A 16,009-nucleotide genomic window follows, 5' to 3' on the forward strand; every position below is an offset into this window, starting at 1 on the left:
CTTTCCGGGGTGGGGTTCTCTTGGCTTCGTGCGGGGCGAGCGTCGTTTCAGCGGTGCGTGACGCGGACGTCGACGCCGGTGTCGTCGCCGCGCAGCGTCGCCGCGACGGCCAGCGCGGCGGCCCGGCCCACGGCGCGCCGCAGGGCCCGCCGGTCGCGGGCGGCGCGGGTGCGCCCGGGGGCACGGAGTTCCAGGCAGCCGCCGAGATAGCCCCGGCCCGCCTCGGCCAGGGCCCGCTGGGCGGCGAGCCGGGCCGCGTCGGCCACGGGGTCCCGGCCGTCCTCGCCGCGTGCACCGTGACCGACGGGCCCGACCACGACGCCGGGGGCCTCCCGCAGCACGAACCGGGCCCGTACGGTGCGGTAGCGGCCGGTGACGCGGTGCGGCTGCCGTGACGGGGTGGGCCGGTCCCCGGGGGTCCGCCGCGCCCCGGACCCCGCGCGCCCGGTCACGGCGTCGCTCCGGCGGACGCGGGGTCGGCGGGCAGCGGTGCTCCGGTGTCGAAGGGGCCGCCGTCCGGCCACCAGAGGTCCTCGGGGCTCAGTGCGCCGACCCCGTACTTGCCCAACGCGCTCACCAGGAGGCGCAGTTCGAGTGCGATGCTCTCGGCGAGGCGTACCAGGCCGTGGTCCGGGTCCTCGTCCACGGCGATCAGTGCGGCGCGGCCGAGCCCGACGGCCGTGGCGCCCAGGGCGAGGGTGCGCAGGGCACGTCCGCCCTCCCACATCCCGCCGCTCGCGAGCAGGCAGCCCCCGGGCCGCCCGATCCGGCGCAGGCACTCCGCGAGCGGCAGGCCGACCTGGTCCAGGAAGACCCGGGGTGCCCAGCCGGTGCCGCCCTCCGCGCCGTCCACGGTGACGGCGTCCGCCCCGGCCGCCCAGGCGGTGCGGGCGGCGTGCGCGATGTCGCGGCCCGGGTGGAACTTCACCCACGTACGGGCCTTGGGGAAGTTGTTCCGCATGAAGCGCAGCTGCTGGCGCAGGATCTCGTCGGTGAAGGTGCCCGGCGTGGCGCAGCGCAGCCTGCGCCCGTCGTCCGCGCCGAACGGGTCGGTGACAGTGAAGCGGTCCGCCAGCGCCTCCGCCTCCGCGCCGCCGACGACGGTCATGCCGCCGAGGCCCGGTTTGGCGCCCTGGCCGGTCTTCAACTCGAAGGCCAGGCGCCCGGATTCGAGCAGCGTCCGGGTGGCTGGGTCGCTGTAGAGGAGGTTCCAGACCTCCGAATCGGCGTCCTCGGTGGACTGCTGGACGACGATCCCGCCGAGCCCCTCGGGCGCCGCGTCGAGATACGCCTCGATGCGGGCGAGGAGCGCGGAGCGGGCGGCGTCCCCGCCGCGCCGGTAGCCGTGCACGGGGACCATGTTCTCGCCGATGACCATGGGGATGCCGAGGCGGCCGGCCTGCCGGGACGCCTGTACGGCCAGGTCGCCGCTGCCCGCCCGGGTCGACCCGAAGGCCGACAGGTAGAGCGGCAGCGCGGCGGAGAACCCGCCAGTGCGTACGCCCAGTTCGACGTCCCCGAACTCCGGCTCGCGGGCGAGGTCGATCAGCTTCTCCAGCCGCTCCGGCATGAAGACGGGCGGCACGATCCTGGCCCGGTCGAGCGCGTCCGTACCGGCCGCGCTTGCGGGGCCGAAGAGCTCTCCACCGTACGAGCCGGGGTCGGGGAACACCTCGGCGGTGCCGCGCCGGGCGCGGGCGCGTATCGCGGGCTCGGGGAGGCCGGGGGCGGCGAGGGCGCTCACGGGGCCACCACCCCGGGGAGCTTCGGGTAGGCGCTGACCTGCCACAGCGCGTCCAGGCCGGTGAGGAAGCGGACGAGGCGCTGAAGGCCCATCCCGAAGCCCGCACTGGCCGGAATGCCCTCCCGGGCCTCCTTGAGGTACCAGGCGTACTTGGCGGGGTTCTCGCCGCTCTCCCGCATCCGGGTGACGATGGTGGCGTAGTCCGACTCGCGCTCGCTGCCCGAGACCAGCTCGCCGTAGCCGTGCGGCGCGATCAGGTCGAAGTTCCGCAGCACACCGGGGCGTTCCGGGTCCTCCCGGTCGTAGAAGCCGCGCGAGCCCTTCGGATAGTCGTTGATGAAGAACGGCCGGTCGCTCTCCAGGGAGAGGAGCCGTTCGCCGGTCCAGTCGATCTCGCTGTCCGGGCTCTGCGGGTGACCAGATGTCAGGAGCCGTGCCACAGCCTCCTGATGGGTGCACACGTCGTACTTTCCGCTGCGGACGTCCGCGAAGTCGGCCTCCTGGCGTCCGAGTTCGGCGAGAAGGTCCGGCACGGCGGTCCATACGTGCTCGGCGACGTGGGTGAGGAGCCCGGCGGCGACCTCCTGCGCGTCCTCGCGGCTCGCCCCGGCGATCTCCACGTCGATCTGGTGGAACTCGACCAGATGGCGGCCGGTGGTGGCGGTCTCCTCCGGCTCCACGCGGACGTTGGGCGCGATGTAGAACAGCTTCGGGAAGCCGTGCAGCGACGCCTGCTTGTACAGGATCGCGCTGGTCATCAGCTTGTACGGGCGCCCGTAGTAGTCGACGTCCAGTGCCTTGGCCCCGCGCCCGCCCGGGTCGGTGACGGGTCCCACGAGCGGGGGCAGCAGCTCCGTGAAGCCCGCCCCCCGCAGGAAGTCGCGGGCGGCCCACAGCGCTTCCTGCTGGACGAGCATGGCGGCGCGCAGCTGCGGGGAACGAAGGTGCTCACCGAGCGGGGGCGGCAGGGCGGGTCCTGCGGCCTGCGGGGCGTGGTCCATGACGGGCTCCTCTTCGTGGCGGTGGTGAGGGGTGTCGGTGCGGGGTCGGTACGGGGGCACGGGGTCGGCCGGCGGCCGGTCGTAGCGGTCGGCCATGTGGTTCAGAGCGGTGAGCAGGCCGTTGGAGGTCAGCGGCGCCAGGTCGGGCGGGGCGTCGGGGCGGATCGGCATCGCGCCGGTGTCCGACCAGCGCAGCCGCCCGTCCGCGCCGATGACGCTGCGGGAGCGGCCCGCGTTGTCGGGGTGGAGGCAGAACGGCACGTCGAGCAGGCCGCGTTCGAAGGCGGCGGGGAGCGCGCGGGCCAGGTCGGGGTGCAGCCCGAGCACGGCCTCCACCAGAACCCGGGCCTCCGTGTACACCTCGGAGTCGTCCCGGCCCACGGGCAGCGGGGGACCGGCGAGCGCGGCGGCCGCGGCGGCGGTCTCCAGGGCGCGGACGTTCTCCTCGACGGTCGGGATGCGGCGGGACTCGGCGGTCGTCTTCACGAGGATCCGGTCCGCCCCGGCCCGCACCGCGAGCCGCGCCGACGCCTCCAGCAGCCGCGTCGCCCCGCGCTCGGTGCGCGGGTAGACGCCCATGTAGGTGTAGAGGACGACGTGGTGGTCGACGCCCGCCGGCAGCAGCTCACCGGCCAGGCGGCGCAGGGCCCGTATCGCCTCCTCGTCCTGGCCCGGGTCCGTCTGCTGGGCGTAGCTCAACGAGACGCTGCGCACCCCGTGCTGGGCGAAGAACAGGCATTCCAGCACGCTCATCGCGACCAGCAGTCCGGGCGGGCAGAGCTGGCCGAGCAGGCAGCCGCCGAAGCTTTCGAGGTGCGGCACGGAACCGGGGCGGGCGTGCCCCGCGAGGAGTTCGCACCCCTCGGCCCAGGCGACGACGGACTCGCGCAGCGGGGTGCGGCCGTACGGCAGGCAGTAGGAGACGGGCCCGCCCTCGGTGGCGTCGAGCCCCGCGGCGAGCAGGGCCCGGACGATGGCCTGTGGGCGGGCGGAGCCGTGGCGGACCTGGACCGGGAACCCGTCGTCGCGCACCCCGTCGAGCAGGGCCCGGGTGACGGCGAGCGGGTGCGTGGCGATCGGGTAGCCGTTGATCCCGGCCCCCTCGGCGAGCGCGGCACCGGCGCCCGCGAGGTCGCCGACGCGGGTGTAGCTGTCGATGGTGAGCGTCCCGACGGTCGTGGCCGTGGCGGCCCGGGTCCGCTCCAGCCCCGTACGCATGGCGGCCGGGTCGCCGAACCCCATGCGGGGCTGGACCACCAGCCGTCCGGCGGACGCGGAGGCCGCGACGAACGCGCCGAACGGGCGCGGCGCTGCGGCGGTCATGCCACCACCCGCGCGGGCGCCGCGAGGAACGCGCACAGCGCGTCCAGGTCGGCCGCCCCGTCCCCGAGAACGGCGTCGCAGCCCGTCGCGCGCAGCCGGGCCGCCTCGTCCTCCCGGGAGTGGTCGGCCGTGTCCAGCTTGCCGCCGACGGCCACCGGGAGGGCGCCGAGCCCCGGTTCGGCCCGCAGCGCGCGCACGGCGGCGAGCGCGTCCCGGTAGCCGTGGCCGTTGACGCTGCTGAGCACGACCGCGTCGGGGGCATGCCGGCGACAGGCGGCCGTGAGCAGACGGGGACTCACACAGGGGCCCAGCGCGACGACGTCGTGCCCCCGTTCCTCCAGGAACAGCCCGAGATACACGAGGTTCCAGGTATGGGAGTCCGAAGCGGTTCCGCTCAGGAGTATCTTCATGCCTCGATATTATTTTTCCGGACCCCTTCCGGGCGGAAGTAGAGGCGGAAGTCGAGCGGCAGTAACGGGCGGCAGTTTCCCCTTTCCGGGTTTTCCGGGGAATGGGGCCGGCGGGCATACGAAAACGCCGTGCCCCCGCACGAGCTGCGGGGGCACGGCAGGGGCGCTGCGGCCGGTCAGGCGTACTGGGCGACCAGGCTTCGGGGGCGGATGTCGGTCCAGTGCGCGGTGATGTACTCCAGGGCCTCGGCGCGGCTACCGGGCCCCCAGACACCTTCCCAGCCTGCCGGGATGTCGGCGAAGGCCGGCCACAGGGAGTGCTGTCCCTCGTCGTTCACCACGACGTGGAAGGAGCCCTCGGCGTCGTCGAAGGGGTTCGCGATGTCGCTCATGAATAACTCCTCGTTTCGTTTTCCCGCAGGCTGTTTTCCTGCAGTGCGGAGATTTTCTCCGCGAGGACTTTTCCGATGTGTGCGAGAGGTTCTTCCTCGGCCATTCGGAGATGCGTGGAATTCACGGTGTGGTTCTCGACCCGGCCCGTCAGATACGGGTTCCAGGTGGCGGCCAGCGCGCCTTCCGGTTCGCCGGGCCTGAGGGCGGTGAAGAACACCGCGCCGGTGTCCGCGACGTCGGGAACGTGCCGCGCCATGAGGGCCGCGTGGGTCTCGGAGGCCCGCTGCGCCGCCCGGATCTCCTCGGCGCTGAAGCCGTCGAGCACCGGGTCCGCCGCCTCCGGCAGGGCGTCCTCCTCGGGCGCCGCATCCGGCTCCCGCGCCGGCAGTACGGACACGCTGCCCGGCCCCGTCCGGTGGACGTCCATCAGCGCGAGCAGTTCGACGCGCTGGCCGGCCGCGCGGAGCCGGACGGCCATGGTGTGGGCGACGATCCCGCCGAAGGACCAGCCGAGCAGCCGGTACGGGCCCCAGGGCTGGACCTGCCGGATGCGCTCCAGGTAGTCGTCGGCCATCTCCTCGACGGAGCGCGGGAGATGGCCCGGCTCGCTCAGCGCGCGGGCCTGGAGGGCGTACAGCGGCTGGTCCTCACCGAGGTGCCGGGCCAGGCCCGCGTACGACCAGCCGACCCCGGTCCCCGGGTGCACGCAGAACAGCGGGCGCCGGGTACCCCGGGTGTTCAGCGGCAGCAGGACGCCCATCGCACCGGCCGTGCCGTCCGGGTCCTGCGCGCCGAGCAGCCCGGCCGGGGTCGGGGCGCGGAACAGGTCGCGGACCGTCCGGTCGATGCCGAGGACCGAGCGCACCCGGCTGACCAGCCGCACACCGAGCAGCGAATGCCCGCCCAGCGTGAAGAAGTTGTCGTCCAGACCGACCCGGGGCGCGCCCAGGATCTCGGCGAACAGCCCGCACAGCACCTCCTCCCTGGCGTTGCGCGGCGCCCGGTACCCGACGGCGGCCCGGTCCGGCGCGGGCAGCGCCCGGCGGTCCGGCTTCCCGTTCACGGTCAGCGGCACGGCGTCCAGCACGACGACCGCCGACGGCACCAGATGGGCGGGCAGCACGGTACGGGCCAGGGCGAGGACGTCCGCCCCCGTGACCTCGGACGCCCCGGTCGCCTCGGACCCGGCGCGCGGCACCACGTACCCGACCAGGGTCCGCTCGCCCGGCCGGTCCTCGCGCACCACGGCGAGGGCCTGGCCGACCGAGGGGTGCGCGGCGAGCGCGTGCGCCACCTCGCCCGGCTCGATCCGCACCCCGCGCAGCTTGACCTGGCCGTCCGCCCGCCCCAGGAACCGCAGTTCGCCCTCCGGCGTCCAGACGACCCGGTCACCGGTGCGGTACATCCGGCTGCCGTCCGCCTCGAACGGGTCGGGCACGAACCGCTCGGCGGTCAGGTCCGGGCGGCCGGTGTACCCGCGCGCCACATGCGTACCGGCGATGTACAGCTCACCGGGCACCCCCGGCGGCACCGGCCGCAGCGCCGCGTCCAGGACGTGGCTGCGGGTGTTGTCCATGGGCCGGCCCAGGTGCAGCCCGGACGCGCCGAGCGAGCCCCGGCCGCCGGTGAGCCACTGGTTGTGCGAGGCGAACGTCGTCTCGGTCGGGCCGTAGGAGTGGACGAGGACGGTGTCCGGGCAGTGCGTCAGGACCCGTTGCACGGCGGTGGGCGAGGCGACGTCGCCGCCCGTCCACACCTCGCGCAGCAGCCGCAGCGTGTCCAGCGCCTCATCGGCCATCACATGGAACAGGCCGACGGTGAAGTAGGCCGCGGTGACGCCGTGTTCGCGGACGGCGCGGGCGGTCTCCGCGAGGTCGGTGCCGTCGCCGCGCATGACGACCAGGCTGCCGCCGTTGAGGAGCGGCACCCACATCTCGAACACCGAGGCGTCGAACCCGGTCGCGGAGTGGACCAGCATCCGGTGGGGACCGGCGGCGGTGGTGTCGCGGTCGGCGGCCAGCTCCGTCACGTTGCGGTGGGTGACGCCGACGCCTTTCGGGCGGCCGGTGGACCCGGACGTGAACATCACGTACATCAGGTCGTCCCCGTCGACCGCCACGGCCTCGCGGTCCGCAGGAGGGGCGTCCTCGGCGGGCGCGTCGGTCAGGAGGACCGGTACGGACACCTCCTCCGGCACCGCGTCCGCCTGCCCGGTGTCCGTCGCGACGAGACGCACATCCGCTTCCTGGACCATCAGCGCGATCCGCGCCCCGGGCAGCGCCGGGTCCAACGGCACATACGCGGCACCGCACTTGAGAACGGCGAGCGCGGTCACCACCAGCAGGGCACCGCGCTCCAGCAGGACCCCGACGGTGTCGCCCCTGCGCACCCCGGCCGCGCGCAGCCGGGCGGCCAGCACGTCGGCGCGGGCGTCGAGCTCGCCGTAACCGAGGGTCTCCGCGTCGGTGATCAGCGCGGGCGCCTCCGGCGTGAGCGAGGCCCGGCGGGCGATGACCTCGTGGACGGGGGCCCGGTCGCGGGTCACGGTGGCCGTGTCGTTGTACTCCGCGACCAGCCGGAACCGATCGGCGTCGGTGAGCAGGTCCACCGCCCCGATCCGTACGCCCGGATCGGCGGCGACGGTGTGCAGCAGACGCCCGATGTGGGCGGCAAGCAGGTCGGCGGTGGCGGCGTCGAACAGGTCGGTGGCGTATTCGAGGCCGCCCGCCAGACCGGCCGGCAGCCCCGCCTCGTCCTTCCGCTCCCACAGGGCGAGGGTCAGGTCGAACTTGGTGGACAGCGTTTCCAGCGGCGCCGGTTCGGCCCGGAGCAGCGGCCCCTCGGCGTGGTCGGCCGTGTAGTCGTGGTGCAGCTGGACGACGAACTGGGTCAGTGGGTGGTGGGCGGTGGAGCGGGCCGGGTTGAGGTGTTCCACGATCCGGTCGAAGGGGAGCCGCTGATGCGCGTAGGCCGCGAGATCTGTATCGCGTACCCGCCCCAGCAACTCGCTGAACTCCGGGTCGCCCGAGGTGTCGGTGCGCAGGACCAGCGTGTTGACGAAGAAGCCGACCAGATCGCTCAGCGCCTCGTCGTCGCGCCCGGCCGTCATGGTGGCCAGCGGCAGATCGGTGCCTGCCCCGTGCCGGGTGAGGACGGCGGCCAGAGCGGCCTGCAGCACCATGAAAAGCGTCGCGCCGTGGCGCCGGGCCAGCTCCTCCAGGGCCTCATGGGTGGCCGCGTCCACGGTCAGCGGCGCGTGGCCGCCCCGGTGGGTGGCCTCGGCGGGGCGCGGCTTGGCGGCGGGCAGTTCGAGGACGGGCGGCGCGTCGGCCAGGGCCCGTTCCCAGTAGGCGAGGTGGTCATGCGCCGCCGGGCCGTCGAGAAGTTCCCGCTGCCAGAGCGTGTAGTCGGCGTACTGGACGGGAAGCGGCTCCGAGGCCGGTGCGCGGCCCTCGGCGCGCGCGGCGTAGGAGGCCCCCAGGTCCGCGAGCAGCGGCCCCGTGGACCAGCCGTCGGCCGCGATGTGGTGGACGAGCACGACGAGGACCTGACCGCTGCCGTCGTCCGGGGTGAGCAGGGCGGCCCGCAGCGGGAGTTCCGCGGCGAGGTCGAAGACATGCCCGGCCGCCGAGGCGACCGCCGCCCGGAACCGCCCGGCCGGGACCGTCCGTACATCGAGCACGGGCCGGGCGTCCGCAACGATCTGCTGGTACGGCTCCCCGTCCACCGACGGATAGCGGGTCCGCAGCACCTCGTGGCGTTCCACCAGATCGGCCAGGGCACGGCCGAGGACCTCGGCGTCCAGCGGCTCGGCCGGACGCAGCACCAGCGGAATGTTGTACGAAGAGCTGGGCCCTTCCAGCGCGTCGATGAACCAGAGCCGGTGCTGCGCCCGGGACAGCGGCAGGCGCTCCGGCCGCTCCGTGCGGCGGACCAGCGCGGGCCCCTCGTCGCCGGGGGCCCGGTGCTCCGCGATGCGGCGGGCCAGGGCGGCCGGGGTCGGGGCGAGCAGCAGGTCCCGGACATGGACGTCGACGCCCAGGCGGGCCCTGATCCGGTTGGCGAGGCGCACCCCGCTCATCGAGTGGCCGCCGATAGTGAAGAACCCCTCGTCCGGACCGACCTCGTCCAGCCCCAGGATCTCCGCGAACATCTCCCGCAGGGTGTCCAGGTGTTCCGCGTCCGGTGCGCCGCCCGCCCGGGCCGCCTCGGCGTCGGCGGCCTGCCGGGCGGTAAGGGCCGCGACGCGCTCACGGCGACCGGCGAGGGCCAGGCGCTCCTCGTCGCCCAGCAGCCCGGAGTCGGTGATGGGCGCCCCGGGCCGCTCGGCAGCCGTACGCAGGGCGCGTTCCAGGGCGCCGAGGAGGAGGCGGGCGGTGTCCTCGTCGAGGACGTCACGCGCGTACTCCAGGCCGAGTTCGAGCCCGGCGGGGGAGCCGTCGGCGGCGCGGTGCTCCACGCAGGCGGCGGTCAGGTCGAACTTGGTGGTCGCGGGGCCCTCGGCCCGGAAGCGGCCGGTGAGCGCGCCGAACGCGAAGGGGGCGTCGTCCGGGGCCGCGGTGCGCAGGGTCAGCATCGTCTGGAAGAGCGGGTGAACCCCGGGCGTGCGCGGCGGGTTCAGATGCTCCACCAGCAGGTCGAAGGGGAGGCCCTGGTGCTCGTAGGCGGCGAGGTCCGTGTCGCGTACGCGTTCCAGCAGCTCGGCGAACGCCGGGTCGCCCGATGTGTCGGTCGGCAGGACCAGCGTGTTGACGAAGAAGCCGACGAGCGCGCCCAGCGCCTCATCGTCCCGCCCCGCGACGGGTGTCCCCACGGCCACCCGCTCCCTGCAGCCCGCCGCCCGCAGCGCGAGGGCCAGCGCGGCCTGGATCACCATCAGCATGCTCGCGCCGTGCGCGTCGGCCAGCCCGGCGAGCCGGGCGTGCGCGGCCGGCTCGAGGCGCGTGGCGACGACACCGCCCCGGTGGTCCGGCACCGCCGGGCGCGGCCGGTCCAGCGGCAGATCGGTGACGGCCGGGAGCCCGTCCAACGCGGCGCGCCAGTGGGCGAGCCCGCGCGCGACGGCGGAGTCCGGGTCGCCGGCCGTACCGAGGACGTCGTGCTGCCACAGGGTGTAGTCGGCGTACTGGACGGGAAGGGGCTCCTGCTCCGGCGCACGCCCCTGCGCACGGGCGGTGTACGCGGCGGCCAGGTCGTTCATCAGCGGCGCCAGCGACCAGCCGTCGCCCGCCACATGGTGCAGCAGCACAGCCAGCACCGCCGCCGGACCTTCGCCCCCCTCGGGCACGAAGAGCGCCACCCGCAACGGCAGTTCCCGCGCGAGGTCGAACGTCTCGGACACGAAGCCCTGGACCCGCTCCCGCAGTTCAGCGGCCGGGCACTCGACCGTACGCGCCCGCACCGCCGACGCGGCCAGCACATGCTGGTACGGCTCGTCCTCCGGGGCCAGGAACACGGTCCGCAGCACCTCGTGGCGCTCGGCGAGATCCGCGACGGCGGCGGCCAGCGCCGCCCGGTCGGGCACCCCGTCCAGCTCCAGCACGACCGGCATGTTGTACGCGCAGGACGGCCCGTCCAGCTGATCCAGCAGCCACAGCCGGCGCTGCGCGTGCGAGAGCGGCACCCGGTCCTCGGCGGGCAACGGCTCCTCGTGGACGACCGAAAGACGCGGGTCCGTGGTCCGCAGCGCCTTGCGGTTGATCTTCCCGGAGCTGGTACGGGGCAACGCGGCGACGATCCCGACGGCGGCGGGTACGGCGGCGGCGGGCATCCGCTCGCGCACCAGGCCGCGCAGCTCCTCGGCCCCCACCCCGCCCTCGGTGACGACAAACGCGACGAGCCGCTTGACCCCGTCCGCGTCCTGCTGGGCGACGACGGCGGCTTCCCGGACCTTCGGGTGCGCCGAAAGGACCGAGTCGATCGCGGCGGGGTCGATGCGCTGCCCGCCGATCTTCACCTCGTCGTCCAGCCGCCCGTGGTACAGGATCTGCCGGCCCTCGCCGATCGTGACGAGGTCCCCGGTGCGATAGGCGCGCTCCCCGTCCAGCTCGGTGAACCGGCGGGCGTTCAGCTCCGGGTTGCTCAGATAGCCGTACGACAACCCGCCGCCGAGCAGCCACAGTTCACCGCTGACGACGGCCGCCCGGACCCCCGGCAGCGGCCGGCCGATCGGCACCGGACCGTCCCCGTGCCGGGTCAGGTCGGCGACGGTCGCGACCACCGTGGTCTCCGTGGGACCGTACGCGTTCAGCAGCCGCACCCGCTCCCCGGTCAGCTCCCGCCACTGGGCGACCCGCTCCGGAAGCGCCGCCTCCCCGTAGATGACGACCGTGTCCAGGCAGCCGGGCAGCGTCACCGCACCGGTGCTGAGGACGTGGACCAGCTCGTGCCAGTACGCGGCCGGCAGGTCGAGCACCGTGATCCCGTGCCGCACGCAGCCGGCGAGCAGATCGCGTACGTCCAGCATGTCGTCCGTCCGCAGCACCAGCGTCCCGCCGGCCCCGAGGGTCGCGAACACCTCCTGCACGCTGGCGTCGAAGTGCAGCGGCGAGAACTGGAGGACCCGCGAGTCGGGCCCGATGCCGTACGCGGGGACGGCGCCCGCGATGAAGTGCGCGAGCGAATCGTGGGCGACGACGACCCCGTTGGGGGTGCCGGTGGAGCCGGAGGTGTAGATCACATACGCGGCACCTGCCGGTGCGCCCGGGCCGGGCAGCACGAGTTCACCGGCGGCGGCCACCTCGGCGGGCGTCGGCGCGAGGTCGCCGCAGCTGTCCTGGAGGATGGCCGCGTTCCGCGCGTCGGGGGCCTGGATGTCGAGAGGCAGGTAGGCGGCGCCGGTGGTGAGCACGGCGAGAAGGCCGACGATCGCGTCGATCCCGCGCGGGCGGTGGAGGGCGACGAGGCGGCCGTGGGCGGCGCCCTCGGCGGAGAGGGTCAGGGCCCGTTCCCGTACGGCGTCCGCGAGTTCCGCGTACGTCAGCCGGGCGGTGTCGTGGACCAGGGCGACCGCGTCGGGGCGGGTACGCGCCTGGTGGGCGATGAGGTCGAGCACCGGCGGGGCGGGCGAGGGAGAGGGGCCGCCGTCGAGCAGGTCGTCCGTTCTGATGGGGGGCATCCTGGGGTTTCCTCCGTCTGGGGCGCCGAGAGACCGGGGCGAACGGTTCCTCTCGCCTCCGTGCCTTCACGCTAGGGGTCCCCGACCGCCCCTCTCGGCAGTCCACCCGGCAGCTCCGAGCGGCAGAAACGGGGGTACGGAGCTGCCGCTCCGCACCCCCGTCCGCCCGCTCGGGTCACCCCCGCCGGGCACCCGCCCTGGTCCGGCGGCGCAGCGTCGGAGCGGCCACCGGACCGGAGTCCTCCGGCTCGATCGCGTCCGCCACGGCCCCGGCGAGCCGCCGGGACAGGGTGGCCGCCGTCGGATTGCGGAACACATCGCGCAAGGTCAGGTCCTGGCCGAACTCCTTCCGGATCCGGTTCAGCAGCCGCACTGCCAGCAGCGAGTGCCCGCCGGACCTGAAGAAGTTGTCGTCCGCCCCGACGTCCCGCCCGCCCAGCACCTCCCGGAAGATCCCGAGCAGCCGCCGGTCCGCGTACCCGCCGCCCGCCGGTGCGGCGGCCGGGCCTGCTGCGACGTCCTCGGACAGCTCCGCCGGGTCCTCGCCCGGAGCGGGCAGCCAGGCCGTCCGCACCACCCGGGACGGGGCCAGATACTCGGGCAGCCGCTCGGCGGCCCAGGCGCGCAACGCGCTCTCGGCGGGCGGCGTCCCCGGGGCGCAGGTGACGAAGACCAGCAGCCGCCCGTCGCGGACGAGGACCCGCGCCCCGGTCACCGCCGGATGACGGGTGAGGACACCTTCCACCTGACCGGGCTCCACCGGATAGCCGTTCACGCGCTCGACGGGCACCGGCCGCAGCACCCCGTCCTCGCCCCGGAACGCCCGCCGCCCGGTGGCGCGCAGCCCACCGCTCGGCGCCGGCTCGTGCACCTCGCCCGGCACGCGGACCGGCACCCGGCGCCCCTGCGCGTCGAGGACCACCTCCGGGCCGCCCGGCGCGGGATGCCCACCGCCCAGCGCGGAGAGCGGCGCCTCCGGGTCCGCCGCGCACGCGTCCAGCGTCTCGGCGAGGCGCCGGGCCAGCAGCAGGGCCGTCTCCGCGTCGTACAGCGCGGTGGCGTACTCCAGAGCGCCCCGCAGCCCGGCCCGCTCCCCGTCCGGGCCCACCGTCTCGGTGAGCGCGAACGTCAGGTCCGACTTGGCGCCCGCACCCGGGAACGCCACCGGCTCGCCGTCCAGCGCGGACGGGGCCGCCGAGGCATCGCCCGCGCCCGCCGCGTGCACCTGAAGCATCACCTGGACGAGCGGCGCGTGCGCGGACGAGCGGTGCGGGCTCAGGTGCTCCACGAGCCGGTCGAACGGCAGATCCTGATTGCTGTACGCCCCGAGGCCCCCGTCGCGGACCCGGCGCACCAGCTCGGTGAAGGCCGGGTCGCCCGAGGTGTCCGTGCGCAGCACCAGCGTGTTCACGAAGAACCCGACGAGCGGGTGCAGCGCCTCGTCGCCCCGGCCCGCCACGGTGGTGCCGATGGGCAGGTCGTCACCGGCCCCGTGCCGGGTCAGCAGCGCGGCGAGCGCGGCCTGCACCACCATGAACAGGGTGACGCCGTTCTCCCGCGCACACCGCAGCAGCGCCCGGTGGGTCTCCGCGCCCACCTCGAATTGCGCGAGCGCGCCCCGCCCGTCCGGCTCCGGCCCGCGCGGCCGGTCGGTGGGCAGCGCGAGCAGCGGCGGCATCCCGTCGAGCGCGGTGCGCCAGTACGCCAGCTGCTCACCAGCCACCCCGTGCTCACCGTCCAGCAACTCGTGCTGCCACAGGGTGTAGTCGGCGTACTGGACGGGAAGCGGCTGCCACCCGGGCGCCCGGCCCGCGCACCTGGCCCGGTAGGCCCGGTCCAGATCAGCGAGCAGGCAGCCGGTGGACCAGCCGTCCCCGGCGATGTGGTGCACCAGCAGCACCAGCACCTGGCCCCCGTCGGTCTCCTCCAGGAGCCACGCCCGGAACGGGATCTCCGCGGCGAGGTCGAACACGTACCCGGCGGCGGTGTCCACGGCCGCCCGCAGCTCCTCCGGCCCGCCCGTCCGCACCACGTCGAGCACGGGCTCGGCGTGCGCCAGCACCTCCTGGTAGGGCTCCCCGTCCGCCGAACGGTGCACCGTGCGCAGCACCTCGTGCCGCCGTGCGACATCGGCGAGCGCGGCGCGCAAGGCGGCCGGCTCGACCGGACGGTGCAGCCGGGTCACCACCGGGATGTTGTAGGTCGCGCTCGGTCCCTCCAACTGGCCGACGAACCACAGCCGTTGCTGCGCGGCGGAGAGCGGGAGCCGCTTCGGCCGCAGCACGGCGGGCACCGGGCGCAGCGGCGGCCGGACCGGCCCGTCGCCGTGTTCCGCGAGGCGCCGCAGCAGCCGGGCGGGCGTCGGCGCCAGGAACACATCACGGATGGCGGCCTGGACGCCGAGCGCCTTGCGGATGCGGTTGGTGAGCTTCCCGGCCAGCAACGAGTGCCCGCCCAGCTTGAAGAAGCTGTCGTCCGGGCCGACGTCGTCCCGGCCCAGCACCTCCGCGAACAGGCCGCGAAGGATCTCCTCGCGAGGGTCGGCGGCGGCGGCGGTGCGCCGGTCCTCGCCGTCACGCGGCTCGCCCTGGGTGGCGGCGGCCCGCTGTTCGGCCCGGGTCAGGGCCTCGTGACGGCGGTCGATGGCCTCGCGGTCCGAGGCGGTGAGCAGACCGGTCCGGCTGAGGGGTGTGCCGGCCGGCTGTTCCGCGTACGCGGTCAGCGCGCGGTGGAACAGGGTGAGGAGCAGGCGCGCCGTCTCCTCGTCGTACAGGTCGGTCGCGTACTGCAGGCCGAGCAGTACCCCGACGGGATCGCCGTCGGGGCCGTACGTCTCGGCACAGTTGAAGGTCAGATCGAACTTGGCGGTGGCCAGGTCCGCGGCGTCGAGGGTGCCGGATACGGCCCCCAGGGTGCAGGTGGTGTCCTGCGCGGTCTGCGTGGTCAGCATGACCTGGAAGAAGGGGTGCAGGCCGAGGGACCGTTCCGGGTTGAGGTCCTCGACGAGCAGGTCGAACGGCAGGTCCTCGTGGGCCATGGCGGCCAGGTCCCGTTCCCGGACCCGGTCGAGCAGCGTGCCGAGGTCCGGGGTGTCGGACATGTCGGCGCGCAGGGCGAGCGAGTTGACGAAGAAGCCGACGAGGTCGTGCAGATCCTCTTCGGGCCGGCCCGCCACCGGTGTCCCCACCACCACGTCGGGCCCCGCCCCGGCCGCCTGCAAGGCGGCGCAGAGGGCGGCCCGGGCGGTCATGAAGAACGTCGCACGGTGGGCGCGGGCGGTCGCGGCGAGCGCCTTGTGGGCACGGGCGGAGAGGCGGGCGGTGACCAGCGCTCCCCGGTGGCTCGGCTCGGCGGGGCGCGGGCGGTCGGCGGGTAGCCGGGTCGCGGCTGGTGATCCCTCCAAAGCCTCGCGCCAGTAGGCCAATTGTTCGTGTGCCAGGCTGTCGGGATCGGCGGGTTCGCCGAGCATGTCCCGCTGCCACAGCGCGTAGTCCGCGTACTGCACGGGCAGGGGTTCCCACCCGGGTGCGCGGCCCTCGCACCGGGCCGCGTAAGCCCGGTCGAGGTCGGTGAGCAGGCAGCCGACGGACCATCCGTCGGTCGCGATGTGGTGAACGAGCAGCACGAGCACGGCACTTCCGTCCTGCACCGTGAACAGCCGTGCCCGCAACGGCAGATCGCGCGTGACATCGAACGGCAGCCGCACGAAGCCGGTGACCAGCGCGTCCACGTCGTCGCCCGGCCCGCACTCCCGCACCTCCAGGCGCACGCCGGGATCGCCGACGACCTCCTGGTACGGCTCCCCGTCCACGGCCTTGTAGACCGTACGGAGCACTTCGTGGCGGTCCACCACGTCACGGACCGCCGCCTCCAGGGCGCGCCGGTCGGGCGCGGCCTCCAGGCGCAGCACGACGGGCGCGTTGTACGCGGCCGACGGGCCTTCGAGACGGTTCAGGAACCACAGCCGGTGCTGGGCGTACGAGAGGGGGATCACGGTTGCTGCTCCTCGGGGACGACGGGG

Annotated in this window: 7 protein-coding genes; all 7 read right to left on the reverse strand. The window is 74.7% G+C overall.

Annotated features, from left to right (window positions below):
- Window positions 1-47 precede the first annotated feature (47 nt).
- Window positions 48-452 (reverse strand): hypothetical protein, encoded by a 405-nt coding sequence (locus ACZ6C6_RS33045; RefSeq protein WP_469208267.1) that lies wholly within the window; start codon window positions 450-452, stop codon window positions 48-50.
- A complete protein-coding gene (locus ACZ6C6_RS33050) occupies window positions 449-1,744 on the reverse strand; it encodes a glutamate synthase-related protein (RefSeq protein ID WP_469208268.1) in 1,296 nt (431 codons plus the stop codon). Before ACZ6C6_RS33050 ends, ACZ6C6_RS33045 begins: the two co-directional genes overlap by 4 nt.
- On the reverse strand, window positions 1,741-4,068 hold the full coding sequence (locus ACZ6C6_RS33055; RefSeq protein WP_469208269.1) for an amino acid--tRNA ligase-related protein: 2,328 nt from the start codon (window positions 4,066-4,068) through the stop codon (window positions 1,741-1,743). The genes ACZ6C6_RS33050 and ACZ6C6_RS33055 overlap by 4 nt, the downstream gene beginning before the upstream one ends.
- Window positions 4,065-4,478: a cobalamin B12-binding domain-containing protein gene (locus ACZ6C6_RS33060; RefSeq protein WP_469208270.1), complete on the reverse strand. Its 414-nt coding sequence runs from the start codon at window positions 4,476-4,478 to the stop codon at window positions 4,065-4,067. The genes ACZ6C6_RS33055 and ACZ6C6_RS33060 overlap by 4 nt, the downstream gene beginning before the upstream one ends.
- Before the next feature lie 176 nt (window positions 4,479-4,654).
- On the reverse strand, window positions 4,655-4,870 hold the full coding sequence (locus tag ACZ6C6_RS33065) for an MbtH family protein (RefSeq protein ID WP_161209194.1): 216 nt from the start codon (window positions 4,868-4,870) through the stop codon (window positions 4,655-4,657).
- Complete coding sequence (locus ACZ6C6_RS33070) at window positions 4,867-11,988, reverse strand: amino acid adenylation domain-containing protein (protein ID WP_469208271.1); 7,122 nt, start codon at window positions 11,986-11,988, stop codon at window positions 4,867-4,869. The genes ACZ6C6_RS33065 and ACZ6C6_RS33070 overlap by 4 nt, the downstream gene beginning before the upstream one ends.
- A gap of 175 nt (window positions 11,989-12,163) precedes the next feature.
- On the reverse strand, window positions 12,164-15,982 hold the full coding sequence (locus ACZ6C6_RS33075; protein ID WP_469208272.1) for a condensation domain-containing protein: 3,819 nt from the start codon (window positions 15,980-15,982) through the stop codon (window positions 12,164-12,166).
- Window positions 15,983-16,009 lie beyond the last annotated feature (27 nt).

This window comes from Streptomyces sp. NPDC041814 (assembly GCF_055590565.1).

Bases quoted from the DNA above. Each gene is read 5' to 3' on its own strand.
- ACZ6C6_RS33070 (WP_469208271.1), bottom strand. From the start codon at position 11,988: ATGCCCCCCATCAGAACGGACGACCTGCTCGACGGCGGCCCCTCTCCC.
- ACZ6C6_RS33065 (WP_161209194.1), bottom strand. From the start codon at position 4,870: ATGAGCGACATCGCGAACCCCTTCGACGACGCCGAGGGCTCCTTCCAC.
- ACZ6C6_RS33055 (WP_469208269.1), bottom strand. From the start codon at position 4,068: ATGACCGCCGCAGCGCCGCGCCCGTTCGGCGCGTTCGTCGCGGCCTCC.
- ACZ6C6_RS33060 (WP_469208270.1), bottom strand. From the start codon at position 4,478: ATGAAGATACTCCTGAGCGGAACCGCTTCGGACTCCCATACCTGGAAC.